General features: G+C 73.4%; 17 protein-coding genes and 1 pseudogene. 16 read left to right on the forward strand and 2 right to left on the reverse strand.

The annotated features are described in order from the left end of the window. Window position 1: 1 nt before the first annotated feature. The 12 genes from gatA (at window position 2) to AB0D08_RS23175 (ending at window position 19,801) form a co-directional block, all read left to right on the forward strand. Window positions 2-1,495: an Asp-tRNA(Asn)/Glu-tRNA(Gln) amidotransferase subunit GatA gene (gene gatA, locus AB0D08_RS23120; protein ID WP_033820076.1), complete on the forward strand. Its 1,494-nt coding sequence runs from the start codon at window positions 2-4 to the stop codon at window positions 1,493-1,495. Continuing rightward, window positions 1,492-1,731 (forward strand): hypothetical protein, encoded by a 240-nt coding sequence (locus AB0D08_RS23125; protein WP_033820077.1) that lies wholly within the window; start codon window positions 1,492-1,494, stop codon window positions 1,729-1,731. The genes gatA and AB0D08_RS23125 overlap by 4 nt, the downstream gene beginning before the upstream one ends. Before the next feature lie 32 nt (window positions 1,732-1,763). Further along, on the forward strand, window positions 1,764-3,263 hold the full coding sequence (gene gatB, locus AB0D08_RS23130; protein WP_033820078.1) for an Asp-tRNA(Asn)/Glu-tRNA(Gln) amidotransferase subunit GatB: 1,500 nt from the start codon (window positions 1,764-1,766) through the stop codon (window positions 3,261-3,263). 223 nt (window positions 3,264-3,486) lie between these two features. Beyond that, complete coding sequence (locus AB0D08_RS23135; RefSeq protein ID WP_033820079.1) at window positions 3,487-3,705, forward strand: hypothetical protein; 219 nt, start codon at window positions 3,487-3,489, stop codon at window positions 3,703-3,705. 131 nt (window positions 3,706-3,836) lie between these two features. After that, window positions 3,837-6,917 (forward strand): AAA family ATPase, encoded by a 3,081-nt coding sequence (locus AB0D08_RS23140; RefSeq protein ID WP_359891213.1) that lies wholly within the window; start codon window positions 3,837-3,839, stop codon window positions 6,915-6,917. A 338-nt stretch (window positions 6,918-7,255) separates the two neighbouring features. Continuing rightward, window positions 7,256-10,201, forward strand: a complete 2,946-nt coding sequence (locus AB0D08_RS23145; RefSeq protein WP_359891229.1) for an EAL domain-containing protein — start codon at window positions 7,256-7,258, stop codon at window positions 10,199-10,201. Between the two features lie 293 nt (window positions 10,202-10,494). After that, window positions 10,495-12,345, forward strand: coding sequence for an acetolactate synthase large subunit (locus AB0D08_RS23150; protein ID WP_359891216.1), 1,851 nt, complete (start codon window positions 10,495-10,497; stop codon window positions 12,343-12,345). 36 nt (window positions 12,346-12,381) lie between these two features. Next, a complete protein-coding gene (gene ilvN, locus AB0D08_RS23155) occupies window positions 12,382-12,906 on the forward strand; it encodes an acetolactate synthase small subunit (RefSeq protein ID WP_033821081.1) in 525 nt (174 codons plus the stop codon). Window positions 12,907-13,009: 103 nt separating this feature from the next. Next, window positions 13,010-14,008 carry a ketol-acid reductoisomerase gene (ilvC, locus tag AB0D08_RS23160; protein WP_033821079.1) on the forward strand — a complete coding sequence of 333 codons (999 nt, stop codon included), beginning with the start codon at window positions 13,010-13,012 and terminating at the stop codon, window positions 14,006-14,008. A gap of 215 nt (window positions 14,009-14,223) precedes the next feature. After that, complete coding sequence (gene serA, locus AB0D08_RS23165; RefSeq protein WP_033821080.1) at window positions 14,224-15,807, forward strand: phosphoglycerate dehydrogenase; 1,584 nt, start codon at window positions 14,224-14,226, stop codon at window positions 15,805-15,807. Window positions 15,808-16,100: 293 nt separating this feature from the next. After that, window positions 16,101-16,268: a hypothetical protein gene (locus AB0D08_RS23170; RefSeq protein ID WP_199520345.1), complete on the forward strand. Its 168-nt coding sequence runs from the start codon at window positions 16,101-16,103 to the stop codon at window positions 16,266-16,268. Window positions 16,269-16,492: 224 nt separating this feature from the next. Then, window positions 16,493-19,801 (forward strand): S8 family serine peptidase, encoded by a 3,309-nt coding sequence (locus tag AB0D08_RS23175; protein WP_359891219.1) that lies wholly within the window; start codon window positions 16,493-16,495, stop codon window positions 19,799-19,801. On the opposite strand, the gene AB0D08_RS23180 is transcribed toward AB0D08_RS23175, so the two are convergent. After that, window positions 19,742-20,167 (reverse strand): GtrA family protein, encoded by a 426-nt coding sequence (locus AB0D08_RS23180; protein WP_033821441.1) that lies wholly within the window; start codon window positions 20,165-20,167, stop codon window positions 19,742-19,744. The two genes, AB0D08_RS23175 and AB0D08_RS23180, sit on opposite strands and share 60 nt — an antisense overlap. A 149-nt stretch (window positions 20,168-20,316) precedes the next feature. Here AB0D08_RS23180 and AB0D08_RS23185 point away from each other — a divergent pair, with 149 nt between their 5' ends. The 4 genes from AB0D08_RS23185 to cimA all read left to right on the forward strand — a co-directional run bounded on the left by AB0D08_RS23185 (window position 20,317) and on the right by cimA (window position 25,203). Further along, on the forward strand, window positions 20,317-21,354 hold the full coding sequence (locus AB0D08_RS23185; protein WP_033821440.1) for a 3-isopropylmalate dehydrogenase: 1,038 nt from the start codon (window positions 20,317-20,319) through the stop codon (window positions 21,352-21,354). A gap of 142 nt (window positions 21,355-21,496) precedes the next feature. Beyond that, on the forward strand, window positions 21,497-22,609 hold the full coding sequence (locus AB0D08_RS23190) for a branched-chain amino acid aminotransferase (protein WP_033821439.1): 1,113 nt from the start codon (window positions 21,497-21,499) through the stop codon (window positions 22,607-22,609). A 93-nt stretch (window positions 22,610-22,702) separates the two neighbouring features. Then, on the forward strand, window positions 22,703-23,266 hold the full coding sequence (locus tag AB0D08_RS23195) for a Uma2 family endonuclease (protein ID WP_033821438.1): 564 nt from the start codon (window positions 22,703-22,705) through the stop codon (window positions 23,264-23,266). Window positions 23,267-23,589: 323 nt separating this feature from the next. After that, window positions 23,590-25,203, forward strand: coding sequence for a citramalate synthase (gene cimA / locus AB0D08_RS23200; protein WP_359891223.1), 1,614 nt, complete (start codon window positions 23,590-23,592; stop codon window positions 25,201-25,203). Between the two features lie 177 nt (window positions 25,204-25,380). Here the strand turns inward: cimA and AB0D08_RS23205 are convergent. Further along, a pseudogene (locus tag AB0D08_RS23205) lies at window positions 25,381-25,494 on the reverse strand (ATP-binding protein); the annotation flags it as partial.

A 25,494-nucleotide genomic window follows, 5' to 3' on the forward strand; every position in this document is an offset into this window, starting at 1 on the left:
CATGACCGATCTCATCCGCTACACCGCGGCCGAGACCGCCACCGCGATCGCCTCCGGCACGGTCTCCGCCGTCGAGGTCGCCCAGGCCCACCTGGACCGGATCGACGCGGTCGACAAGAAGGTCAACGCCTTCCTGCACGTCGACACCGAGGGCGCGCTGGCCGCGGCCCGCGCGGTGGACGCCAAGCGCGCCAAGGGCGAGGAGCTCGGCCCGCTGGCCGGCGTCCCGCTGGCACTCAAGGACGTCTTCACCACCGAGGGCATCCCGACCACCTGCGGCTCGAAGATCCTCGAAGGCTGGATCCCGCCGTACGACGCGACCCTGACGGCGCGTCTGAAGGACGCCGGCGTGGTGATCCTCGGCAAGACCAACATGGACGAGTTCGCCATGGGGTCCTCCACCGAGAACTCCGCCTTCGGCCCGACCGGCAACCCCTGGGACCTGTCCCGGATCCCCGGCGGCTCGGGCGGCGGCTCGGCGGCGGCGCTGGCCGCGTACGAGGCCCCGCTGGCGATCGGCACCGACACCGGCGGCTCGATCCGCCAGCCCGGTGCGGTCACCGGCACGGTCGGCGTGAAGCCGACCTACGGCTCGGTCTCCCGCTACGGCCTGGTCGCGTTCTCCTCCTCGCTGGACCAGGGCGGCCCGTGCGCCCGGACCGTGCTGGACGCGGCCCTGCTGCACGAGGCCATCGCCGGCCACGACCCGCTGGACTCCACCTCGATCGACGCGCCGGTGCCGGCCGTGGTCGCGGCGGCGAAGATGCGCGACATCCGCGGCATGCGGATCGGCATCGTCAAGGAGTTCGCCGGCGAGGGCTACCAGGCCGGTGTGATGCAGCGCTTCCACGAGTCGGTGGAGCTGCTGCGCGAGCTGGGCGCCGAGGTCGTCGAGGTCTCCTGCCCGTCGTTCACGCTGGCGCTGCCCGCGTACTACCTGATCGCGCCGAGCGAGGCCTCCTCCAACCTGGCCCGCTTCGACGCCATGCGCTACGGCCTGCGGGTCGGCGACGACGGCACCCGCTCCGCCGAGGACGTCACCGCGCTCACCCGCGAGGCCGGCTTCGGCGACGAGGTCAAGCGCCGGATCATCCTGGGCACCTACGCGCTGTCCTCGGGTTACTACGACGCCTACTACGGCTCGGCGCAGAAGGTCCGCACCCTGATCTCGCGCGACTTCGACGCGGCCTTCGCCGGCGTCGACGTGCTGATCTCGCCGACCACCCCGACCACCGCCTTCCCGATCGGCGAGCGCGCCGACGACCCGATGGCGATGTACCTGGCCGACCTGTGCACCATCCCGTCGAACCTGGCGGGCAACGCGGCCATGTCGCTGCCCTGCGGCCTGGCCCCGGAGGACAATCTCCCGGTCGGCCTGCAGATCATCGCGCCCGCGATGGCGGACGACCGCCTGTACCGCGTGGGCGGCGCCGTCGAGGCCGCACTCAACGACAAGTGGGGACACCCCCTGCTGGAGGAGGCACCGGCACTGTGAGCACCGTTGCGAAGGCCAAGGGCTTCAAGCACTCGAAGCCGGGCCTGTGGCTGTCCATCGGGACGAGCGCCTTCGGCGCGGTCTCGATCGTCAAGGACGTCCGCAAGGCACGTGGCGACAACGACACCCTCAAGCTGATCAACGCCCTGGTCGGCGCCGCCGCGCTGATCACCGGCACCGCGCTCCTCGTCCGTGAGCTCAAGCGGCTCGGCGACGACGACGTGCTGCTGGGCTGACGGACCTCCAAGACTCAAGTGAAGGGGACGCTGTGAGCGTCATCAGTCTGGTCTCGTACGAGGACGCTCTCGCCTCGTACGACCCGGTGATGGGCCTTGAGGTCCACGTCGAGCTGGGTACGAAGACCAAGATGTTCTGCGGCTGCTCGACCGAGCTGGGCGCCGAGCCGAACTCGCAGACCTGCCCGACCTGCCTCGGCCTGCCCGGCTCGCTGCCGGTGGTCAACGCGGTCGGCGTGGAGTCGGCGATCAAGATCGGCCTCGCGCTGAACTGCGAGATCGCCGAGTGGTGCCGGTTCGCCCGGAAGAACTACTTCTACCCGGACATGCCGAAGAACTTCCAGACCTCGCAGTACGACGAGCCGATCGCCTTCAACGGCTACCTCGACGTGCAGTTGGAGGACGGCTCGACCTTCCGGGTGGAGATCGAGCGCGCCCACATGGAGGAGGACACCGGCAAGTCCAGCCACGTCGGCGGTGCCACCGGCCGGATCCACGGCGCCACGCACTCGCTGCTGGACTACAACCGGGCCGGCATCCCGCTGATCGAGATCGTCACCAAGCCGATCGAGGGCGCCGGCGAGCGCGCCCCCGAGGTGGCCAAGGCGTACGTGGCCGAGCTGCGCGAGCTGATCCGGGCGCTGGGCGTCTCCGAGGCCCGGATGGACAAGGGCCAGATGCGCTGCGACGTCAACCTGTCGCTGCGCCCGAACGGCACCTCGACCTTCGGCACCCGCTCGGAGACCAAGAACGTCAACTCGCTGCGCAGCGTCGAGCGGGCGGCCCGGTTCGAGATCCAGCGCCACGCCACGGTGCTGACCGACGGCGGGACGATCGTCCAGGAGACCCGGCACTTCCACGAGGACAACGGCACCACCACCGCGGGCCGGATCAAGGACAACGCCGAGGACTACCGGTACTTCCCGGAGCCCGACCTGGTCCCGATCGCCCCGGCCCGCACCTGGGTCGAGGAGCTGCGGGCCGAGCTGCCCGAGCTGCCGCGGGTGCGCCGCGCCCGGCTGCAGGCCGAGTGGGCGCTGTCCGACAAGGACATGCAGTCGGTGCTGAACGCCGGTGCGGTGGAGCTGCTGGAGCAGACCATCGCCGCCGGTGCGCCGGCCGACCAGGCCCGCAAGTGGTGGCTGGGCGAGCTGGCCCGCCGGGCCAACGAGACCGGCACCGAGCTGGCCGAGCAGCCGATCACCCCGGCCCAGGTGGCCCGGGTGTGCGCGCTGGTCGCCGAGGGCAAGCTCAACGACAAGCTGGCCCGCCAGGTCATCGAGGGCGTGCTGGCCGGCGAGGGCGAGCCGGACGCGGTCGTCGAGCAGCGCGGCCTCGCCGTGGTCTCGGACGACTCCGCGCTCGGCGCGGCCGTCGACCAGGCCATCGCCGACAACCCGGACATCGCCGCCAAGATCCGCGACGGCAAGGTCCAGGCGATCGGCGCGCTGGTCGGTGCGGTCATGAAGACCACTCGCGGCCAGGCCGACGCGGCCAGGGTCAAGGACCTGCTGCTGGCGAAGCTGTCCTGAGGACGCCTTAGGCCTCCTTAGTCCTCAAGGCCCGCCCGCACCCCGGACTCCCGGGGTGCGGGCGGGCCTTTCGGCTTCGAAAGGCAGGCGCCTAAGGCGGTCGTTCCCCCGAAGATGAGGCATGCTGCCGATGCCGCACCCCCGCCTGGGACGGAATCCTGGATGCAGGACGACGGACCGGCCACAGGGACCGGGAAGCGTCCCGAACAGGGGGACCACCACCGTGTACGAGTACGAGATCATCCGCCAGCGCCAGCACCAGCTCGAGCAGGAGGCCGAGCGCGCCCGCCTGGTGCACGAGGCCCGGACCGCCCGCGAGGCCGGGGAGCACACCGGCGGCCGCACCGGCCTGCGGGCGCGGTTCGCCCGGAGCGGACGCCGCGCCGCCGCCGCTACCGGCCGGTCGGCCACCGCCCGCCCGGCACGACTCGGCGAATGCTGACAGAGCGGCACATCCCGGGTGCCCGAGCCGGGACGGAAGGGGAGCACGCCACCGGCGTGCTCCCCTTCGGGCCGTCCGGCGCCCGGATAACGCCTCGGCCCGCGATACGGGCCTGTGGCATGCTCGCCGCCATGGAGCAGATATCGGTCAGCCCGGTCTTCGTCGGGCGCAGTACGGAGACCGACCTCCTCGCGGCGGCCCTGCGCCGCGCCGAGGCCGGGGATCCGCAGACCGTGCTGATCGGGGGAGAGGCCGGGGTCGGCAAGACCCGGCTGGTGGAGGAGTTCCTCGACAGCGCGGCCGCCGCCGGCGCGGTCACCGTGCTGGGCGGCTGTCTGGAGATCGGCGCCGAGGGCCTGCCGTACGCGCCGCTGGCCACCGCGCTGCGCCGCCTGTACCGCCAGCTGGGGCCCGAACTGGAACGGGCCGCGGCCGGCATGGAGGGCCATCTGGCCCGGCTGCTGCCGGACTTCGGCGAGGCGGACGGCGAACCGAACGACGAGTTCGGCCGGGCCCGGCTGTTCGAGCACACCGCCCGGCTGTTCGAGCGGCTCGCCGCCGACCGCACCCTGGTGCTCGCCGTCGAGGACCTGCACTGGTCCGACCGCTCCACCCGCGAACTGCTCGCCTACCTGATCCGCACCCTGCACCGCTCCCGGGTCCTGATCGTCACCACCTACCGCAGCGACGACCTGCACCGGCGCCACCCGCTGCGCCCCTTCCTGGCCGAACTCGACCGGCTGCGCACCGTCCAGCGGCTCGAACTCGACCGCTTCGGCCAGGTCGAGGTGGCCGCGCAGCTGGCCGGCATCCTGGGCACCGAGGCGCCGGACCGCGCGCTGGTGGACCGGATCCACCGCCGCTCCGAGGGCAACCCGTTCTTCGTCGAGGAGCTCGCCACCGCCCACCGGCAGGGCTGTCCGGCCGGGCTGACCGAGTCGCTGCGGGACATCCTGCTGGTCCGGGTGGAGGCACTGAGCGACGAGACCCAGCAGGTGGTCAAGTTCGCCGCCGAGGGCGGCTCCTGCGTCGAGCACGGACTGCTGGCCGCCGTCCTGGACGAGGGCGAGGAGCCGCTGATCGAGGCGCTGCGCACCGCGGTCGGCGCCAACATCCTGCGTCCCGACACCGACGGCGAGGGCTACCGCTTCCGGCACGCGCTGGTCCGCGAGGCGGTCTCGGACGACCTGCTGCCCGGCGAGCGGCACCTGATCAACCGCCGCTTCGCCGACGCCCTGGAGCAGGATCCCGCCCTGGTGGGGGACGAGGTCCGGCCCGCCCGGCTGGCCAACTACTGGTACCACGCGCACCATCCGGCCCGCGCGCTGCCGGCCGCCCTGGAGGCGGCCCGCGCCGCCCGCCGCCGCAACGCCTTCGCCGAACAGTTGCGGATGCTGGAACGCGCCCTGGAGCTGTGGGAGGAGGTCTCCGAGGACGTCCTGGAGCACACCCTGCGCCCCTACGACTGGGCCGAGACCTATCCGCCCTGCTCCTGCGACGCGGGCCGGCACGACACCTCGTGCGACCGGCTCCGGCAGGTCGACGTGCTGGCCGAGGCGGTGGTCGCGGCCCGTCGCAGCGGGGAGCGCGAACGCGGACTCAGCCTCGCCAAGCGCGGGGTCAGACTGGTCGACGAGCAGCGCGACCCGATGCGGGCCGCCTGGTTCCGGATGCAGCGGGCCCGGATGCTGGGCCACCTCGACCGGCCCGGCGGCAGCGCCGAACTCGCCTACGCGCACCGGCTGGTGGCCGACCTCGGACCGTCCGCCGTGCAGGCCGAGGTGCTCGCCCTGGAGGCGGCGCACGCGATGCTGCGCCGGCCGACCCACGAGCACCTGGCCACCGCCGAACGGGCCGTGCGGATCGCGCGGGAGGTCGGCGCGGGCAGCGTCGAGGCGCACGCCAGGATGACGCTGGGCAGCCTGCTCGCCGACTTCGACGACCCGGACCAGGGCCTGGCGGAGCTGGCCGCCGCGGTGGAGCAGGCCCGGGCGCTCGGCGTGCCCGACCTGACCTGCCGGGGGCTCAACAACCTGGCCAGCCTGCTGGTCCAGCTGGGCCGGGCCGAGGAGGCGGAACGCACCGCCCGCGAGGGGCTGGAGGCGGCCGGCTCCACCGGGCTGCTCGGCAACACCGGGGCGATCCTCACCGGCAACCTGGCCGAGGCACTGATCGCCCTCGGACGGCTGGCGGAGGCCGCCGGGGTGCTCGACGCCTGGGCCGAGGACCCGTCCAGGGACTCCCACCACGCCTTCCTCAGCCGGCTGCGGGCCGAGCTCGCCCTGCTGGCCGACGACCGGGCCGCGGCCGAGGCGGCGCTCGCCCAGGCCGTCGCGGCGGGCCGGCACGAGCAGCCCCAGCACGTCCTGCCGACCGTCCTGGTGAGCATCGAGATCGCCGCCCGCTGGGGCAGTCCGCTGGCCGCGCGCGAGCAGATCCTCGAGGTGCTGGACCGCGAGCCGGCCGGACAGCAGACGCTGCTGCTGCTCCCGCTGCTGGTCCGCGCCGCGGCCGTGGAGGCGGACGCGCGCGGACTGCCCGCCGCCGGCCCGGGGCGGGACGGGGTGCTGGCGCGGATCGCCGCCGCGGCCGAGGGCTACCGGCCGCAGGTGCCGCTGCACCAGGGCTGGGCCCGGCTGCTGGACGCCGAGCTGGCCCGCGCCCACGGCGCGGACACCGCCGGACACTGGGCCGAGGCCATCGCCCCGCTGCGGGTCGCCGGCCGGCCGCACCCGCTGGGGCAGGCGCTGGTACGGGCCGCCGGCCGGGCGGCCGCGGACGGGGACCGCCGGGCCGCCGCCGAACTGCTCTGCGAGGCCCAGCCGTTGGCCCGCGGCCGCGGTGACCGGTACCTGGAGCGGGAGGCCGCCCTGCTGGCCGAGCGGGCCGGCCTGCCGGTGCCGCCCGCAGTCCGGGCGGACACCGGGCGGGCGGACACCGGCGGGCCCGGGCCGGCCGCGCCGCAGGGCGCCCCGGCCGCCGTCGAGGCGCTCGGGCTGACCCCGCGCGAACGGGACGTGCTGCGGCTGCTCGCGCTCGGCCTGACCAACCGGCGGATCGCCGAGGAGCTGTACATCTCGCCCAAGACCGCCAGCGTCCACGTCTCCAACATCCTGGCCAAGCTGGAGGTGGCCGGCCGCGGCGAGGCGGCCGCACTGGCCCACCGCTGGCGGCTGTTCCCGGACGCCGGCCAGGTCCCCGCCGAGCGCTGACCCGCGCGGCCGCCGACCGTCGGCGAGCGCGGCCGCCGACCGCTGGCGCGCAGCCGCCGAGGGCTCGCGCGCCGGGGGCGTACGCCCCTGCCGATCGGGCGATCCCGGACCAATGCCCCCAGGCCACCCCGGCGCACCATTACTCTAAGTTGAGTGTGCGTGTCGTTGAGTGACGAAAGTGGTGTAGGGTCCCGATCGGGAACACCGGTACGGCACCGCGGAGCGCCGCACAGCCGAGGCCCGGGCCGAGACGGTCCCGGTGTCGGAGGGGGAGATGTCGATTGAACTCCACCGATGCGGTGCTGCCCGCCCCCCGGACCACCCCGCGCGCCGCCCGGCTGCGCCGGGCGCTCGCCGACGGCACCCGGACCGCGGGCCTTCCCGGCGCCCTGCTGGTGCTGCTGTGCCTCGGGTACACGGCGGGTGCCGCGGTCGGCTGGGGATCCCCCTCGGTGGCCCTGTTCATGGGCGACTTCGGACTGGCCGGCGCCGCCCTGGCGGCCTCCCTCTCCTGCCTCGCCCACGGCTGCGCGGTGGCCGGCCCGGCCCGGCCCGCCTGGCTGCTGTTCGGGCTGTCCTCCGCGATGGTGGCGGTCGGCAACGGCACCTGGGGCTGGTACGAGGTGGTGCTGCGCACCGAGGTCCCGGCCGACTCGGTGGCCGACTTCGCCTTCCTGCTCTTCGCCCCGCTCGCCATCACCGGCCTGCTGGTGCTGGCCCAGCGCCCGCGCACCGCGGCCGGCTGGCTCTGCCTGCTGCTGGACGGCTGGCTGGTCGGCGGCTCGCTGTTCACCCTCAGCTGGAGCCTGGCGCTCGGCCGGGTGGCCAGCGGCGACGGCGGCGACCCGGTCAAGCTGGCGCTCGGCCTCGGCTACCCGGTGCTGGACATCCTGCTGGTCAGCCTGGTGGTCGGACTGCGCTTCCGCAGCCGCGACGGCAACCGGGCGGCCGTGCACACCGCGATGGTCGCGCTCGCCCTCACCGTGGTCTGCGACGCCCTGTTCACCGCACCCGGCCTGCGCAGCTCGTACCGCTCCGGCGAACTGCTGGACGCGGGCTGGTTCGCCGGCAGCGTGCTGCTGGCCCGGGCGCCCTGGTCGCAGCCGCGCGGCCTGGCCAGCCGGGAGCACCCCTCGGCCGGCGGATCGCCGCGCCGCCGGGTGGCCAGCACCTTCTCCGCGCTCACCCCCTACGCGGCCGCCGCGGTCTGCACCGCCGGGATCCTCTACAACGCCCTGGTCGGCCACTTCGTGGACCGCGAGGTGCTCGCCGCGGCCAGCACGGTCGGGATCGCGCTGATCCTGCGCCAGGGCGTGATGCTGCTGGACAACCTCTCGCTGGCGCAGGAGCTGGCGCAGAAGGAGTCGCACTTCCGCTCGCTGGTGCAGGGCTCCAGCGACGTCATCATGATCGCCGGGGCGGACGGGGTGCTCTCCTACGTCAGCCCGGCGTCGCTGCGGGTCTACAGCCGCGACCCCGAGGAACTGGTCGGCGGCAACCTGCTCGACCTGGTCCACCCCGACGACGTCGACCGGGTGATCTGGGAGGTGGGCCGGATCCTGGCCCGCGGCCGGTTCCCGAACCGCCGGGAGGGCGGCGCGGAGCCGTCGGCCCGGGTGGAGTGCCGGATCCGCTCCGGCGACGGCGAGTGGCTGCACGTGGAGTCCACCGTCAACCGCCACCGGGACGGGCTGATCCTCAACAGCCGGGACGTCTCCGAGCGGGTCCGGCTGCAGGCCCAGCTCCAGCACAACGCCTTCCACGACCCGCTCACCGACCTGCCCAACCGGGCGCTGTTCGCCCAGCGGGTGCGCGCCGCGCTCGGCCTCGGCCAGGCCGAGGGCGCCCCGGCCCCCCGCGGCGGCGACGGCACCGGCGTCGCGGTGCTCTTCCTCGACCTCGACGGCTTCAAGGCGGTCAACGACACCGCCGGCCACCAGGTCGGCGACGAGCTGCTGGTGCAGGCCGCCCGCCGGCTGCAGGGCGCGGTCCGCTCCGGGGACACCGTGGCCCGGTTCGGCGGCGACGAGTTCGCCGCCCTGGTGTGCGGGCGGCTCGCTCCCGTCCAGGTGCACGAGCTGGCCGAGCGGCTGCGCACCGCGCTCTCCGAGCCGTACTGGATCGGCGGCGCCGAACTGGGGGTGGCGGCCAGCATCGGCATCGCCTTCGCCCCGCGCGACCTCACCCCCGGCGCCGACCCGCGGGCCGCCACCGACGAGCTGATGCGCAACGCCGACCTGGCGATGTACCGGGCCAAGTCCGAGGGCAAGGGCCGGGTGGTGCTCTACACCCCCGCGATGCGGGCCGAGCTGGAGCGCCGCACCGAGCTGGCGGAGCGGCTGCGGGTGGCGGTCCGCGAGGGCGGCTTCACCCTGCTGCACCAGCCGGTGGTCGACCTCGCCAGCGGCCAGGTGGCCGGCGTCGAGGCGCAGGCCCGCTGGCGCTCCGCGCAGGGCCTGCTGCTCACCCCGGCGGAGTTCCTGCGCACCGCCGAGCAGGGCGACGCCGCGACCAGGTTCGCCCGCTGGATGCTCCAGGAGGCGATCCGGGCGGCCGCCCGCCGCCGCGCCGACCCCACCACCCCCGACGTACCGGTCTCGGTCCGGCTGACCGAGGACCGGCTGTGCGCCCCCGGCATGTACGAGGCGGTGGCCTCCGCCCTGCGCGACAGCGGGCTGCCCCCGGGCCAGCTGATGCTGGAGCTGGCCAAGACCGGGGCCGACCACGGAGCGGACGAGCTGGGCCGCCGGCTGGCCGCGCTGCGCCGGCTCGGCGTCTGCACCGCGGTCGGCGGCTTCGGGGCCGGCGGCGGCTCGCTCGGCACCCTCGCCCGGTTGCCGTTCGACGTGCTGAAGCTGGACCGCAGCCTGGTCCAGGACCTCGCCGACTCCGCGCTCACCCGGGCGCTGGCCGGGAACGCGCTGCGCCTGGGCCGCGACCTCGGTATGGTGACGGCGGCCGAGGGGGTCGACCACCCCCGCCAGGTCGCCGTGCTGCAGGAGCTGGGCTGCCGACGGGCCCAGGGGCTGGCCTTCGCCCAGCCGCTGGACGAGCCCCGGCTGGCCCGCGCGCTGGTGCGCCGGGTCTACCCGCTGCCGCGTCCGGTCGGCGCGCTGGCCGGGCGCCGCCCGCACCTGGCGGACCAGACCCGTCCGGGTGGCTGCGCGGAGCCCGCGGCGGGCCGCTCCGGGCACCACCACGCCCCCCTCGACCTGCCACAACGCCATGCCGTGGGGGGTCCGTCCGGCGGTCCGCATGGCGAGACGTCCGTCCCACCAGCTTGACACTCACCGGGGCTCGGGAGGAAGGTCGGTGCCATGCGCACCCGAATTCTCGTACTTGGCGGGCGCGTCGGCTGAGCGGGCCGTTGTGCCTGCCTCGTGACAGACCGACGCGCCACCCCTCGCATGCCCTGGGCACGAGGGGTTTTTTGTTGCACTGAACCTGTTCCACCCCCGCGATACCCCTGGCCCTGAGCGTCCTAAAACGGGACGATTGGGGCAGAGCCGGAGATCGGCCCCCGGACGGCAGGACCCTCAACTGCCGGGGCCGGCAGAACCCGAGAAGAGACAGGCAGATGACTGAGCACGCCGCATCCCCCCGCCGCGGGGACACCCCGGCAGCCCACGCTCCGGGTCCCCAGACCACCGAGACCATGACCGGCGCCCAGTCGCTCATCCGCTCCCTCGAGGCCGTGGGCGCGGACACGGTCTTCGGCATCCCGGGCGGGGCGATCCTCCCGGCGTACGACCCGTTGATGGACTCCACCAAGGTCCGCCACATCCTGGTCCGGCACGAGCAGGGGGCCGGCCACGCCGCCACCGGCTACGCGCAGGCCACCGGCCGGGTCGGCGTCTGCATGGCGACCTCGGGCCCCGGCGCCACCAACCTGGTCACCCCGATCGCCGACGCCTACATGGACTCGGTGCCGATCGTGGCGATCACCGGCCAGGTCGCCTCCAAGGCGATCGGCACCGACGCCTTCCAGGAGGCGGACATCTGCGGCATCACGATGCCGATCACCAAGCACAACTTCCTGGTCACCGACCCGGCCGAGATCCCCCGGGTGATCGCGGAGGCCTTCCACATCGCCGGTACCGGCCGCCCCGGCCCGGTCCTGGTCGACATCGCCAAGGACGCGCTGCAGGCGACCACCGTCTTCCGCTGGCCGGTGGAGACCTCGCTGCCCGGCTACCGGCCGGTCACCAAGCCGCACGCCAAGCAGATCCGCGAGGCGGCGCGGATGCTGGTCAACGCGAAGAAGCCGGTGCTGTACGTCGGCGGCGGCGTGCTCAAGGCCAACGCCAGCGCCGAGCTGCGGATCCTGGCCGAGCTGACCGGCGCCCCGGTGGTCACCACCCTGATGGCGCTCGGCGTCTTCCCCGACAGCCACCCCCAGCACCTGGGCATGCCCGGCATGCACGGCTCGGTCCCGGCCGTCACCGCGCTGCAGAAGTCGGACCTGCTGTTCACCCTCGGCGCCCGGTTCGACGACCGGGTCACCGGCAAGCTGGACAGCTTCGCCCCGTTCGCCAAGGTCGTGCACGCCGACATCGACCCGGCCGAGATCGGCAAGAACCGGCCGGCCGACGTGCCGATCGTCGGTGACGCCCGCGAGGTGATCGCCGATCTGATCGTCGCCGTGCAGGCCGAGTTCGACGCCGGGCACAAGGGCGACTACGCGGACTGGTGGGTCAAGCTCAACCAGTGGAAGGCCACCTACCCGCTCGGCTACGAGCCCGCCCCCGAGGGCGGCCTGTCGCCGCAGCAGGTGATCGAGCGGATCGGCCAGCTGGTCGGCTCGGACGCCATCTACGCGGCGGGCGTCGGCCAGCACCAGATGTGGGCCTCGCAGTTCATCAGCTACGAGAAGCCGGCCACCTGGCTGAACTCCGGCGGCGCGGGCACCATGGGCTACGCGGTGCCGGCCGCGATGGGCGCCAAGGCCGGCAAGCCGGACACCGAGGTCTGGGCGATCGACGGTGACGGATGCTTCCAGATGACCAATCAGGAACTGGTCACCTGCGCCCTGAACAACATCCCGATCAAGGTGGCCGTCATCAACAACGGCTCGCTCGGGATGGTCCGCCAGTGGCAGACCCTGTTCTACAACCAGCGCTACTCCAACACCGTGCTGCACGCCGGCCCCGAGCACGACGGCATCGCCGCCCCGGCCCAGGGCACCCGGATCCCGGACTTCGTGATGCTCTCCGAGGCGATGGGCTGCGTCGGCCTGCGCTGTGAGCGCCCGGAGGACCTGGACGCGGTGATCAAGCAGGCGATGGAGATCAACGACCGCCCGGTGGTCATCGACTTCATCGTCCACCAGGACGCCATGGTCTGGCCGATGGTCGCCGCCGGCACCAGCAACGACGAGATCCTCGCCGCCCGGGACCTGCGCCCGGACTTCGGCGACGACCTCGACTGACGGCCCCGACCACCCGATAGAGAGACCATGACCGCCATGTCCAAGCACACCCTCTCCGTCCTGGTCGAGAACAAGCCCGGCGTGCTCGCCCGCATCGCCTCGCTGTTCTCCCGTCGGGGCTTCAACATCGACTCGCTCGCGGTCGGCCCGACCGAGCACCCGGACATCTCCCGGATGACCATCGTGGTCAACGTGGAGGACCTGCCGCTGGAGCAGGTCACCAAGCAGCTGAACAAGCTGGTCAACGTGATAAAGATCGTCGAACTCGACCAGAGCCAGGCGGTCCAGCGCGAGCTGGTCCTGGTCAAGGTCCGGGCCGACGCGGAGAGCCGCTCGCAGATCGTCGAGATCGTCCAGCTGTTCCGCGCCAAGACGGTCGACGTCTCGCCGGACGCCGTCACCATCGAGGCCACCGGCAGCTCCGACAAGCTGGAGGCGATGCTCAAGATGCTGGAGCCGTACGGCATCAAGGAGCTGGTCCAGTCCGGTCTGGTGGCCATCGGACGCGGCGCCCGGTCGATCACCGACCGCTCGCTGCGGGCCCTGGACCGCAGCGCCTGATCCCCTCCCGTCTCACCCCCTGAAGCAACGCCCCACCCCACCGCCGGGTCCACGTACGGTAGGTACGCACCGGCACCACCACCACGCAAGGAGATGTGCCCCCGTGGCCGAGCTGTTCTACGAAGACGACGCCGACCTGTCCATCATCCAGGGCCGCAAGGTCGCGGTCATCGGCTACGGCAGCCAGGGCCACGCCCACGCGCTGTCGCTGCGTGACTCGGGCGTGGACGTCCGGGTCGGCCTCCTGGAGGGCTCGAAGTCCCGCGCCAAGGCCGAGGAGGCGGGCCTGCGCGTCACCGACCCCGCCACCGCCGCGGCCGAGGCCGACGTCATCATGATCCTGGTGCCGGACCCGATCCAGGCCGATGTCTACACCGAGTCGATCGAGCCGAACCTGAAGGCGGGCGACGCCCTGTTCTTCGGCCACGGCCTGAACATCCGCTTCGGCTTCATCACCCCGCCGGAGAGCGTCGACGTCTGCATGGTCGCCCCCAAGGGCCCGGGCCACCTGGTCCGCCGCCAGTACGAGGAGGGCCGCGGCGTCCCGTGCATCGTGGCGGTCGAGCAGGACTCCACCGGCAAGGCGTTTGATCTGGCCCTGTCGTACGCCAAGGGCATCGGCGGCACCAAGGCCGGTGTCATCAAGACCACCTTCACCGAGGAGACCGAGACCGACCTGTTCGGCGAGCAGGCCGTGCTGTGCGGCGGCACCGCCGCGCTGGTCAAGGCCGGCTTCGAGACCCTGGTGGAGGCCGGCTACCAGCCGGAGATCGCCTACTTCGAGTGCCTGCACGAGCTCAAGCTGATCGTCGACCTGATGTACGAGGGGGGTCTGGAGAAGATGCGCTGGTCGGTCTCCGAGACCGCCGAGTGGGGCGACTACGTCACCGGCCCGCGCATCATCACCGCCGACACCAAGGCCGAGATGAAGAAGGTCCTCGCCGAGATCCAGGACGGCACCTTCGCCAACACCTGGATCGCCGAGTACAAGGCGGGCCTGCCCAAGTACAACGAGTACAAGAACGCCGACTCCGAGCACCTGCTGGAGACCACCGGCAAGAAGCTCCGCAAGCTGATGAGCTGGGTCGACGCCGAGGCGTAACCCGTTCGGGCGGTCCAACTGCCTTGTACAACCAGGCTGCTCCCGTCCGGGTGATTTCGCCGGACGGGAGCAGCCGCCGCCCCAGCCCGTCGATACACTTCCGAGTGCGCGTCAGGCCCACAGCGTCGTGCGTCTACCTACGCGGCATGCCACCTTCCCCCCGTTCGCCACGCCACCTACGTGCCGGGGAGAACCGGACAGTTAAGGACACTGTCGTGAGCAGCAAATCCGTAGTTCTGATCGCCGAAGAGCTGTCCCCCGCCACGGTCGACGCCCTGGGTCCGGATTTCGAGATCCGCCACTGCAACGGTGCGGACCGCACCGAGCTGCTGACCGCCATCGCGGACGTGGACGCGATCCTGATCCGCAGCGCCACCAAGGTGGACGCCGAGGCGCTGGCCGCGGCCAAGAAGCTCAAGGTCGTCGCCCGGGCCGGGGTGGGCCTGGACAACGTGGACGTGTCGGCCTCCACCAAGGCCGGCGTGATGGTCGTGAACGCGCCGACCTCCAACATCGTCACCGCCGCCGAGCTCGCCTGCGGCCTGCTGATCTCGGTCGCCCGCAACATCGCGCCGGCCAACGCCGCGCTCAAGCAGGGCGAGTGGAAGCGCAACAAGTACACCGGCGTCGAGCTGAGCGAGAAGGTCCTCGGCGTGGTCGGCCTCGGCCGGATCGGCGTGCTGGTCGCCCAGCGGATGTCCGCGTTCGGGATGAAGATCGTCGCCTACGACCCCTACATCCAGGCCGCCCGCGCGGCCCAGATGGGCGTCAAGCTGCTCTCCCTGGAGGAGCTGCTGGAGGTCTCCGACTTCATCACCGTGCACCTCCCCAAGACCCCCGAGACGATCGGCCTGATCGGCGACGAGGCGCTGCACAAGGTGAAGCCCTCGGTGCGGATCGTCAACGCCGCCCGCGGCGGCATCGTGGACGAGGCCGCGCTCGCCAGCGCGCTGCGCGACGGCCGGGTGGCCGGCGCGGGCCTGGACGTCTACGCCAAGGAGCCGTGCACCGACTCCCCGCTGTTCGCCTTCGACAACGTGGTCGCCACCCCGCACCTGGGCGCCTCCACCGACGAGGCGCAGGAGAAGGCCGGTATCGCGGTCGCCCGCTCGGTCCGCCTGGCGCTGGCCGGCGAGCTGGTGCCGGACGCGGTCAACGTCCAGGGCGGCGTGATCGCCGAGGACGTCAAGCCGGGTCTGCCGCTGGCCGAGAAGCTCGGCCGGATCTTCACCGCGCTGGCCGGCGAGGTCGCCGTCCGGCTCGATGTCGAGGTCCGCGGCGAGATCACCCAGCACGACGTCAAGGTGCTCGAACTCTCCGCCCTCAAGGGCGTGTTCGAGGACGTGGTGGCCGAGACGGTGTCCTACGTCAACGCCCCGCTGTTCGCCCAGGAGCGCGGCGTCGAGGTCCGGCTGACCACCTCCAGCGAGAGCCCCGAGCACCGCAACGTGATCACGGTGCGCGGCACCCTGGCCGACGGCGGCGAGGTCGCCATCTCCGGCACGCTGGCCGGCCCGAAGCAGCAGCAGAAGATCGTCGGGGTGGACGCCTTCGACGTGGACGTGGCCCTCACCGACCACATGGCGTTCTTCAAGTACGAGGACCGCCCCGGCGTGGTCGGCACCCTCGGCCGGATCCTCGGCGACGCCGGGATCAACATCGCCGGCATGCAGGTGGCCCGGGACGGCGCGGAGGCGCTCGCCTCGATCACCGTGGACAGCGAGGTCTCCCAGGAGGTGCTGGCCGAGATCGCCGGTGCGATCGGCGCCCGCTTCGCCCGTGCGGTCAACCTCGGCTGAGACCGGCAGCCAGGCCTTCGAGCGGCCCTTCCGCCTTCGGGCGGAAGGGCCGTTCGCATGCCGTCGCATCGGCGGCCGGGTGAACCCCGTCTCAGATACTAGGAAATCCAACTAATCGTGCAGACATCGGCGCCGTCGAGTCGTACGGTGAAAGAGCCATACGGTGAGCCACCCCTGCAAGCCAGGGACGGTGGCCCGTGTGTGCCCGTACGCAGTTCGGCAGGCGACCCTTGCCGGCGTACCCCACCCTCCCCACTGCGCCTTCGGGCGCGCCCAGAACCGAGGAGACCGGTATGCCCCCCGTCGCAGACCGTCGCACCGTCCCCAGCGCCCCCGCCGTCCACTCCGTCCACGCCCCGCGCCGCCGTCGCCGCGCCGAGCCGGACCCGCACGCCGCGGCCGCCCTGCAGCGCGCCCTGGATCGCCGTGACAACGGCGGTGCCACCGGCCACGGTTACTGAGCGCGGCCCGCGGACTCCGCCCGCAGGTCGCGGAATGGGCCGAACGCCTGACGGTCCGTCACCCACAGGAGTGCAAGCCGTCCCCCAACGGGGGAGAGTGCTCGCCGACGCCAACTCGATGATCGTAATTTGGTGCCTCCGGAAGGGTGATCGACCTCCGCACGGCGCGGACCGCGGCTGACCGGCACGCAGATCAGTCCACCCCTGCCGGGGGAGACGGACCTGTGCGCACCCCACCAGCCCACCGCCGGGCGGCAGTCGCCACCCGGATCGGCCTGACCCTCGCCCTGCTGACCGCCGTCGCGCCCGCCGGCGCGGCGGCGGCCGAGCGGCCCGACACCTCCGCGGGCAGCGCCCGCCCCGGCGCCCCCGCCGGTTTCCTGCTCGAACTCGACACCGAACCGGCCGCCCCGGCCTGGCGCCGGGCCGCGGACGACGCCCGGCGGGCGAGGCGCAGCCCGGAGGCGGTCCGCGCGGCCGCCGCCCGGGCCGGCGCCGACCAGCGGGCCCGGGCCCTGCGCGCGGCCGCCGACCTGGAGGCCGCGGTGCACCGGGCCGAGCCCGCCGCCCGCCCGATCTACCGCACCTCCACGGTGCTCACCGGCCTGGCCGTCCGGGCGCCCGCCGGCGCCCAGGCGCGGCTCGGCGCCCTGCCGGGCGTCCGGGCGGTCCACCCGATCACCCTCAAGCAGCGCGCCAACTCCTACTCGGTGCCGCTCACCGGCGCCCCGCAGGTGTGGTCGCCGGCGGCGGGCGAGGGCAACACCGGGCGCGGGGTGCGGATCGGCGTGATCGACTCCGGGATCGACTACACCCACGCCGACTTCGGCGGCCCCGGCACCGAGGCCGCGTTCAAGGCCGTCGACGGCGCCAGGCCGGCCCCGGCCGCGCTGTTCCCCAACGACAAGGTGGCCGGCGGCCGGGACCTGGTCGGGGACGACTACAACCCCGACCCCTCCGCCGAGCACTCGCAGCCCGAGCCGCACCCGGACGCCAACCCGATCGACTGCGCGCTCAACGGGCACGGCACCCATGTGGCGGGCACCGCGGCCGGCTACGGCGTCGCCGCGGACGGCCGCACCTACCGCGGCCCGTACCGGCCCGGGCTGGACCCGGCCGGCTTCAAGGTCGGCCCGGGCGCAGCGCCCGAGGCGCAGCTGTACGCGATCCGGGTGTTCGGCTGCACCGGCTCCACCGACCAGCTCGCGCAGGCCCTCGACGTGGCCGCCGACCCCGACGGCGACGGCGACCTGTCCGACCGGCTGGACGTGGTCAACCTCTCGCTCGGCAGCTCCTTCGGCGACCCCGCCGACGCCGACGCGCTGGCCGCCGACCGGCTCGCCGAGCTCGGCACCGTGGTGGTCGCCGCGGCCGGCAACGAGGGCGACGTGTACGCGATCGGCGGCAGCCCCGGGATCGCCCCGCGGGTGATCGCGGTAGCCGCCTCGGTCGACCAGCACACCGACGCCGACGGCATCCGGGTGCTGGCACCGGCGGCGCTGGCTGGGCTGGTCCCGGCCCACTGGAGCGCCCAGTACCGGCAGTGGTCCACCGCCGACGTGAGCGGCGAACTCGCGCGGCCGGCCGACCAGAGCGACGGCTGCACCGCCTTCACCCCGGCGGACGCGGCCCGGCTCAAGGGCCGGGTGGCACTGCTGACCTGGCGGACCAAGGACGCGGACCGGGCCTGCGGCTCGGCGGCCCGGGCCGACCACGCGGCCGACGCGGGCGCCCTCGGCGCGCTGTTCGCGGCCGACGGGGACCACCTGGGCGAGCTGGCCGGCGACGACCGGGTGCCGGTGGCCATCCTGGCCCGGGCCGACGGCGAGCGGCTCACCTCGGCGCTGGCCGAGGGCCCGGTGCGGGTGCAGCTCGCGGTGCACGGCGACGCCCTGCGCGGCTCGGTCGCCCAGGAGCAGCCGCAGCGGGTGGACACCCTGACCTCGTTCACCTCCCGCGGGATCGGTCTGCCCGGCCTGGTCAAGCCCGACCTGGCGGCCCCGGGCGAGACCATCTGGTCGGCCCGCGCGGGCAGCGGCACGGCCGGCATCCGCGAGGACGGGACCTCGATGGCGACCCCGCACATCGCGGGCCTGGCGGCGCTGGTGCGCGCCGCCCACCCGGACTGGTCGGTCGAGGAGGTCAAGGCGGCCCTGATGAACACCGCCGGGGACACCTGGCTCGGGGACGGCCACGGCGGCCCGGTGTACGGGCCGGAGCGGACCGGCGCCGGCCGGGTCCAGGTGGACCGGGCGGTGCGGACCCCGGCCGTGGCGTACGCGGCGGGGGAGGGAGCCGTGCCGGGCGCGGTCGGGCTGTCCTTCGGGCCGGTCGCGGTCTCGCGGCCGACCGAGACGGTCCGCGAGGTCGAGGTCCGCAACCTCGGCGACACCCCGGTCAGCTACACCACGGGGTACCTGGCCGCGACCGGGCTCGCGGGCGCCTCCTTCGAGCCCAGCCCGGCCCGGGTCGACGTCCCGGCGGGCGGCACGGCCCGGGTCCGGGTCGCGCTGCGGGTCCCCGGGCAGGTCGAGCGGCAGCCCGACCCGACCATCGACACGCTGCAGGGCGGCCGGGCCCGCGGGTACCGCGGCGAGCTGTCCGGCCGGCTGCTGCTGACCCCGGTGTCCGGTGACGCGCCCGAGCTGCGGGTGCCGCTGTTCGCGGCGGTGCGGGCGGCCTCCGACCTGACGGCGGGCCTGCAGCTGAAGTCGGCCCGGCAGGGCTCCACGCTGCTGGCGCTAGGCGGCACCGGTGCCCCGTCCACGGCCGGCGCCCTGGTCAGCGCCTTCCAGCTGGGCGGCGAGGGCGAGCGCTGGCCCGACTGCCCGGCCGCGGGGCTGTGCGTCGACGCGCCGTCCGAGCGGGCCGCGAACCTGCGGGCGGCCGGTGCGGCCAGTGACGCCCCGGCGGTCGGCGGTGACCCGCTGGCCCACGGCACGCTGTACCTGGCGGCGGCGCTGTGGGCGCCGGCCGCGACCCCGGCGGCGCAGTTCGGCGTCCGGGCCTCGCTGGACACCGACGGTGACGGCCGCACCGACGCGGTGGTCAGCGCCGACCGGCTGCGCGGCAGCGACGTCCTGGTGGCCCGCACGGTGGACGCCAGGACCGGCCGGGAGCTGGACGTCCAGCCGCTGAACGCCCGCTGGGGTGACAGCGACACCGGTCTGCTCGACAGCGACACGCTGGTGCTGCCGGTCCGGCTGGCCGCGCTGCCGGGGCTGAGCGCCTCGGCGGCCCGGATCCGGTACGGGCTGTGGACCGGCTTCGCCCTCGGCGGGGTGCCCAGCGCGGCCGACGCGCTGTCCTCGATCGGGCTGCAGGGGGAGCGGCCGACCCTGTCGATCGACGTGCTGCACCCGGCGCTGGACGTCCGCAGCCCGGCCGACGGACCGGCCGCCATCGCCGCCCCGGCGGGCCCGGGCACGGTGCTGGACGTCCGCAAGGGCCCCGGCGGTGACACCGCCCGGCTGCTACTGGTCCACCACCTCAACCCGGACGGGCGCCGGGCCCAGCTGGTCTCCCTGCGGTGATCCGGCGGCCCGGCCGGTCAGCACCAGCCGGGTCAGCAGGAAACTGACCGGGATCGCGCCCGCGGCGACCACCGCGGGCGCGATCCGCTCGTCCAGGCCGCACCACTGCACCAGGGCGAACAGGCCGGCCGTCTGCAGCAGGTAGTTGGCCAGGTTGGGCAGCGGGAAGAGCAGGAACTTCCGCCAGGTCGGCCGGGTGCGGTAGGTGAAGTAGGTGTTCAGGAAGAACGACCCGACCATGCTGAGCAGGTACGCCACGCTGAACGCCGCCAGGTACGGCAGCGCCGGGTGGAGCAGCCAGAACAGCGCCAGGCAGCTGCCGGTGTTCACGGCACCGACCAGCCCGAACCGGATCAGCTGCCACATCCGTCTGTCCTCCGCCGCTCGCCCACCGCTTCCGCCAGGCCGCACTGTAGGCGCACCCGGCCGGCCGGCACCAACCGCCCACTGCCGGGAATGTCCGAATGGCGGACACGGGATGTCAGCCCATGGGACGCGGGAGTAGGGTCACGAGCATGTCTCGCACCCTTCGCCTCGCAGTGATCCCCGGTGACGGTATCGGCCAGGAAGTGGTCGCCGAGGGCCTCAAGGTGCTCAGCGCCGTCCTCCCCGCCGACGTCAAGCTGGAGACCGCCGAGTACGACCTCGGCGCCCGCCGCTACCACCGCACCGGCGAGACCCTGCCGGACAGCGTGCTGGCGGAGCTGAAGGGCCAGGACGCGATCCTGCTCGGCGCGATCGGCGACCCGAGCGTGCCGTCCGGCGTGCTGGAGCGGGGCCTGCTGCTGAAGCTGCGGTTCGCCTTCGACCACCACATCAACCTCCGCCCGGGCAAGCTCTTCCCCGGCGTGAGGTCCCCGCTGGCCGGCGACCCGCAGATCGACTTCGTGGTGGTCCGCGAGGGCACCGAGGGCCCGTACGTCGGCAACGGCGGCTCGCTGCGCACCGGCACCGAGCACGAGGTGGCCACCGAGGTCAGCCTGAACACCGCGTTCGGCATCGAGCGGGTGGTCCGGGACGCGTACCGCCGCGCCGCCGCCCGCCCGCGCAAGAAGCTCACGCTGGTCCACAAGAACAACGTGCTGGTGCACGCCGGTCACCTGTGGACCCGGATCTTCGAGCAGGTCGGCCAGGAGTTCCCCGAGGTCACCACCGACTACCTGCACGTCGACGCGGCGACGATCTTCTTCGTCACCCAGCCCGAGCGGTTCGACGTGATCGTCACCGACAACCTGTTCGGCGACATCCTGACCGACCTGGCCGCGGCCGTCACCGGCGGCATCGGCCTGGCGGCGAGCGGCAACATCAACCCCTCCGGCGCCTTCCCGTCCATGTTCGAGCCGGTCCACGGCTCGGCCCCGGACATCGCCGGCCAGGGCAAGGCCGACCCGACCGCCACCGTGCTGTCGGTCGCCATGCTGCTGGAGCACCTCGGGTACGCCGACGAGGCCGCCCGGGTCGAGGCCGCCGTCGCGGCCGATCTGACCGAGCGCTCCGGCGCCCGTACCACCTCCCAGGTCGGCGACGCGCTCGCCGCCCGAGTATCCGGCTGAGGCGCCGGAGCACGACGGGACAGCCCTCCGGCTGTTCGGCACGGCCCTCTGGATGCGAGTATCGACAGTGGGCCGTGCCGTCGTGCGTTCGATCACCGGCGGTGGCGGCCCAGCCCTACCCCACGGTGAAGGACAGACAGCCATGAGTACGCCCACCCAGGCGCCCATCACGTTCGACCTCAAGCCCACCGCGCACCCGCTGTCCGACGCGGAGCGCGAGGCCCGGCTGGCCAACCCCGGTTTCGGGCGGGTCTTCACCGACCACATGGTGACCATCCGGTGGACCGACGGCCTGGGCTGGCACGACGCCCAGCTGACGCCCTACGCGCCGCTGGAGATCGACCCGGCCAACATGACCCTGCACTACGGCCAGGCGATCTTCGAGGGCCTGAAGGCCTACCGCCAGGCCGACGGCTCGATCAGCACCTTCCGCCCGGAGGCCAACGCCAAGCGCTTCCAGGATTCGGCCCGCCGGCTGGCGATGCCCGAGCTGCCGGTCGAGACCTTCGTCGAGGCCGTCGAGCTGCTGGTCCAGCAGGAGCAGAACTGGGTGCCGAACGAGGCCGAACAGAGCCTCTACCTGCGGCCGTTCATGTTCGCCACCGAGGTGGGCCTGGGTGTGCGCCCGGCCAACTCCTACCTCTTCATGATCATCGCCTCGCCGGCCGGCGCCTACTTCCCCGGCGGCATCAAGCCGGTCTCGGTCTGGCTCTCCGAGGAGTACGTGCGCGCCGCCCCCGGCGGCACCGGCGCCGCCAAGTGCGCGGGCAACTACGCCGCCTCCCTGGTCGCCCAGGCCCAGGCCGCCGCCAAGGGCTGCGACCAGGTGGTCTGGCTCGACGCCGCCGAGCACCGGTGGATCGAGGAGATGGGCGGCATGAACCTGTACTTCGTCTTCGGCGAGGGCGAGGACGCGAAGATCGTCACCCCCGAGCTCTCCGGCGCGCTGCTGCCCGGCATCACCCGCGACTCGCTGCTGCAGCTGGCCGCCGACCTCGGCTACGGGGTCGAGGAGCGGAAGATCTCCACCGACGAGTGGAAGCAGGCCAACGCCGACGGCACCCTGACCGAGGTCTTCGCCTGCGGCACCGCCGCCGTGATCACCCCGGTCGGTTCGGTCAAGTCCGCCCGCGCCGACTGGACCGTGGGCAAGGGCGAGCCCGGCCCGGTCACCATGGAGCTGCGCAAGGCGCTGCTCGCCATCCAGGGCGGCCAGGCCCCGGACACCCACGGCTGGCTGCACAAGATCGTCTGACCCGTCACCGGGCGTCCCGCACCGCCGGGACGCCCGGCTCGGTAACCTCGAAGTGCCCCGCTCGTTGAGCCGTGCGGACCTGAAGGAGGGGCTGTGAGCGCGCTGACGCACGACTTCGCCGAAACCTGGAACGACCAGGACGGAGACCTCCTCGACGCGTTCCTGGCCCTGGACACCCCGGAGGGTTTCAAGGCCGAGCTCATCGAGGGGGAGATCGTCGTGACGCCACCGCCGGACGGGGACCACGAGACCGCGATCGGCCGGATCGTCCGGCAGGTATTCGAGCACTGCCCTGACGTCGACTTCGCGGGCGGCAAGGGCCTGATCGTGCCGAGCGGCCGCTACATCCCGGACGGCACCTTCACTGCGGCCGACGCCATGCTGGGCCGGGAATCCTGGTCCAAGCCGGACGGTGTCCTGATGGTCTTGGAGGTGACCTCCAGCCGGCCGGGCAAGGACCGCGAGGCCAAGCGGCTCGGCTACGCGGCCGCCGGCATCCCGCTCTACCTGCTGGTCGACCGGCAGGCGAACCGGCTCGTGCTGCACAGCGACCCGGCCCGAGGGGACTACGCCACCACCACCGCGGTGCCGGTCGGCACGCCGCTACCGCTCCCCGTGCCGTTCGGTTTCGAGCTGGCGACCGACCGGCTGACCTGAGGCGTTTCGCATCGCGAGACGCCGGGGCCGGGATGCGGTCGGTGTGCCAGACTGCAAGCGTGTCCTCGCTCTCGCTGATTATTAGCAGCAGGCGCGCCGGTCCGCAGTGACCGCTCCCGCAGTACCCGAATGCGGAGCGACCACCAGCGTCCAGACCCGCGCGCAGACCTCTCGCACCCGCGAGGGGTCTTTTGTTTTGCCCGGACCGGCCGGAGCCCCCACGAGGGGCCGAGGGACACCGGGTGCGCGCGGGATGCTGGACAGTGGAGCCGGACTCCCACCCGGCAACAGCAGTAACTCCATCGAACGGAGAACCCAGGGCCATGACCGAGGCCAGCAACAGCCGACCCAACGACAGCTTCCACCTGTTCGACACCACGCTGCGCGACGGCGCCCAGCGCGAGGGCATCAACCTCACCGTCGCGGACAAGCTGACCATCGCCCGGCACCTGGACGACTTCGGCGTCGGCTTCATCGAGGGCGGCTGGCCGGGCGCTAACCCCCGCGACACCGAGTTCTTCGCCCGGGCCGCCGCCGAACTCGACCTGCACCACGCGCAGCTGGTCGCCTTCGGCGCCACCCGCCGGGCCGGCGGCAAGGCCGCCGAGGACCCCCAGCTGGCCGCCCTGGTCAACTCCGGGGCCCCGGTGGTCACCCTGGTCGCCAAGTCGCACGACCGGCACGTCGAGCTGGCCCTGCGCACCACCCTCGACGAGAACCTGGAGATGGTCCGCGACAGCGTCACGTACCTGCGCGCCCAGGGCCGCCGGGTCTTCATCGACTGCGAGCACTTCTTCGACGGGTACCGGGCCAACCCCGAGTACGCCCTCGCGGTGGTGCGCACCGCCCACCAGGCCGGCGCCGAGGTGGTGGTGCTGTGCGACACCAACGGCGGGATGCTGCCCGCGGGCGTCCGGGAGACGGTGGCCGAGGTGCTGGCCCGCATCGGGGCACGGCTCGGCATCCACGCCCAGGACGACACCGGCTGCGCGGTCGCCAACACGCTGGCCGCCGTCGACGCCGGCGCCACCCACGTCCAGTGCACCGCCAACGGCTACGGCGAGCGGGTCGGCAACGCCAACCTCTTCCCGGTGGCCGGGGCACTGGAGCTCAAGTACGACCGCCGGGTGCTGCCCGAGGGCCGGCTGGCGGAGATGACCCGGATCTCGCACGCCATCGCCGAGGTGGTCAACCTGGCGCCCTCCACGCACCAGCCGTACGTGGGATTCTCGGCGTTCGCGCACAAGGCCGGCCTGCACGCCTCCGCGATCAAGGTCGACCCGGACCTGTACCAGCACATCGACCCCGAGCGGGTCGGCAACACCATGCGGATGCTGGTCTCCGACATGGCCGGCCGGGCCTCGATCGAGCTCAAGGGCAAGGAGCTCGGCTACGACCTGTCCGCCGATCGCGACCTGGTCGGCCGGGTGGTCGCCAGGGTCAAGGAGCAGGAGAACCTCGGCTACACCTACGAGGCGGCCGACGCCTCCTTCGAGCTGCTGCTGCGCGACGAGGTGCGCGGCAGCCGGGAGCGGTTCTTCGCGCTGGAGTCCTGGCGGACCATCAGCGAGCAGGGCCCGCACGGCACGGCGGGCAACGAGGCCACCGTGAAGGTCTGGGCCAAGGGCGAGCGCAAGGTCGCCACCGGTGAGGGCAACGGCCCGGTGGACGCCCTCGACAAGGCGCTGCGGGCGGCCCTGGAGCCGATCTACCCGCAGCTGGCCGGCCTGGAGCTGGTCGACTACAAGGTCCGCATCCTGGAGGGTCAGCACGGCACCGGCTCCAAGACCCGGGTGCTGGTCGAGTCCACCGACGGCAGCGCCACCTGGTCCACGGTCGGGGTCGCCGACAACGTGATCGCGGCCTCCTGGCTGGCGCTCGACGACGCCTACACCTACGGCCTCATCCACGCCGGGCTGGACCCCGCGCAGGGCTGAGCCGGGACCGGCCGGACCCCGGGGCCCGCGGACCGACGACGGTTCCGCGGGCCCCGGCCGTCTCCGGGCGGGGCCGGCGGGTCAGCGCAGCCTGGCGAGGAGTGGGCCCCTCCTCACCGGAGGCGGGCGAGGAGTGGGCCCCTCCTCACCGGAGGCGGGCGAGGAGTGGGCCCCTCCTCACCGGAGGCGGGCGAGGAGGGCGTGTTCGACCAGGGTGATCAGGGCGCTCTTGGCGCTGTCCCGGCGTCGGGCGTCGAGGGCGATGATCGGGGTGTCGGGGCCGAGCTGGAG

The sequence above is a fragment of the Kitasatospora sp. NPDC048540 genome (assembly GCF_040651175.1).
Lineage (GTDB): Bacteria > Actinomycetota > Actinomycetes > Streptomycetales > Streptomycetaceae > Kitasatospora.

Coding starts and splice junctions, on each gene's coding strand:
- AB0D08_RS23140 (WP_359891213.1), top strand. CDS start 3,837: ATGGAGCAGATATCGGTCAGCCCGGTCTTCGTCGGGCGCAGTACGGAG.
- AB0D08_RS23190 (WP_033821439.1), top strand. CDS start 21,497: ATGAGTACGCCCACCCAGGCGCCCATCACGTTCGACCTCAAGCCCACC.
- gatA (WP_033820076.1), top strand. CDS start 2: ATGACCGATCTCATCCGCTACACCGCGGCCGAGACCGCCACCGCGATC.
- AB0D08_RS23150 (WP_359891216.1), top strand. CDS start 10,495: ATGACTGAGCACGCCGCATCCCCCCGCCGCGGGGACACCCCGGCAGCC.
- ilvN (WP_033821081.1), top strand. CDS start 12,382: ATGTCCAAGCACACCCTCTCCGTCCTGGTCGAGAACAAGCCCGGCGTG.
- AB0D08_RS23185 (WP_033821440.1), top strand. CDS start 20,317: ATGTCTCGCACCCTTCGCCTCGCAGTGATCCCCGGTGACGGTATCGGC.
- AB0D08_RS23170 (WP_199520345.1), top strand. CDS start 16,101: ATGCCCCCCGTCGCAGACCGTCGCACCGTCCCCAGCGCCCCCGCCGTC.
- cimA (WP_359891223.1), top strand. CDS start 23,590: ATGACCGAGGCCAGCAACAGCCGACCCAACGACAGCTTCCACCTGTTC.
- AB0D08_RS23180 (WP_033821441.1), bottom strand. CDS start 20,167: ATGTGGCAGCTGATCCGGTTCGGGCTGGTCGGTGCCGTGAACACCGGC.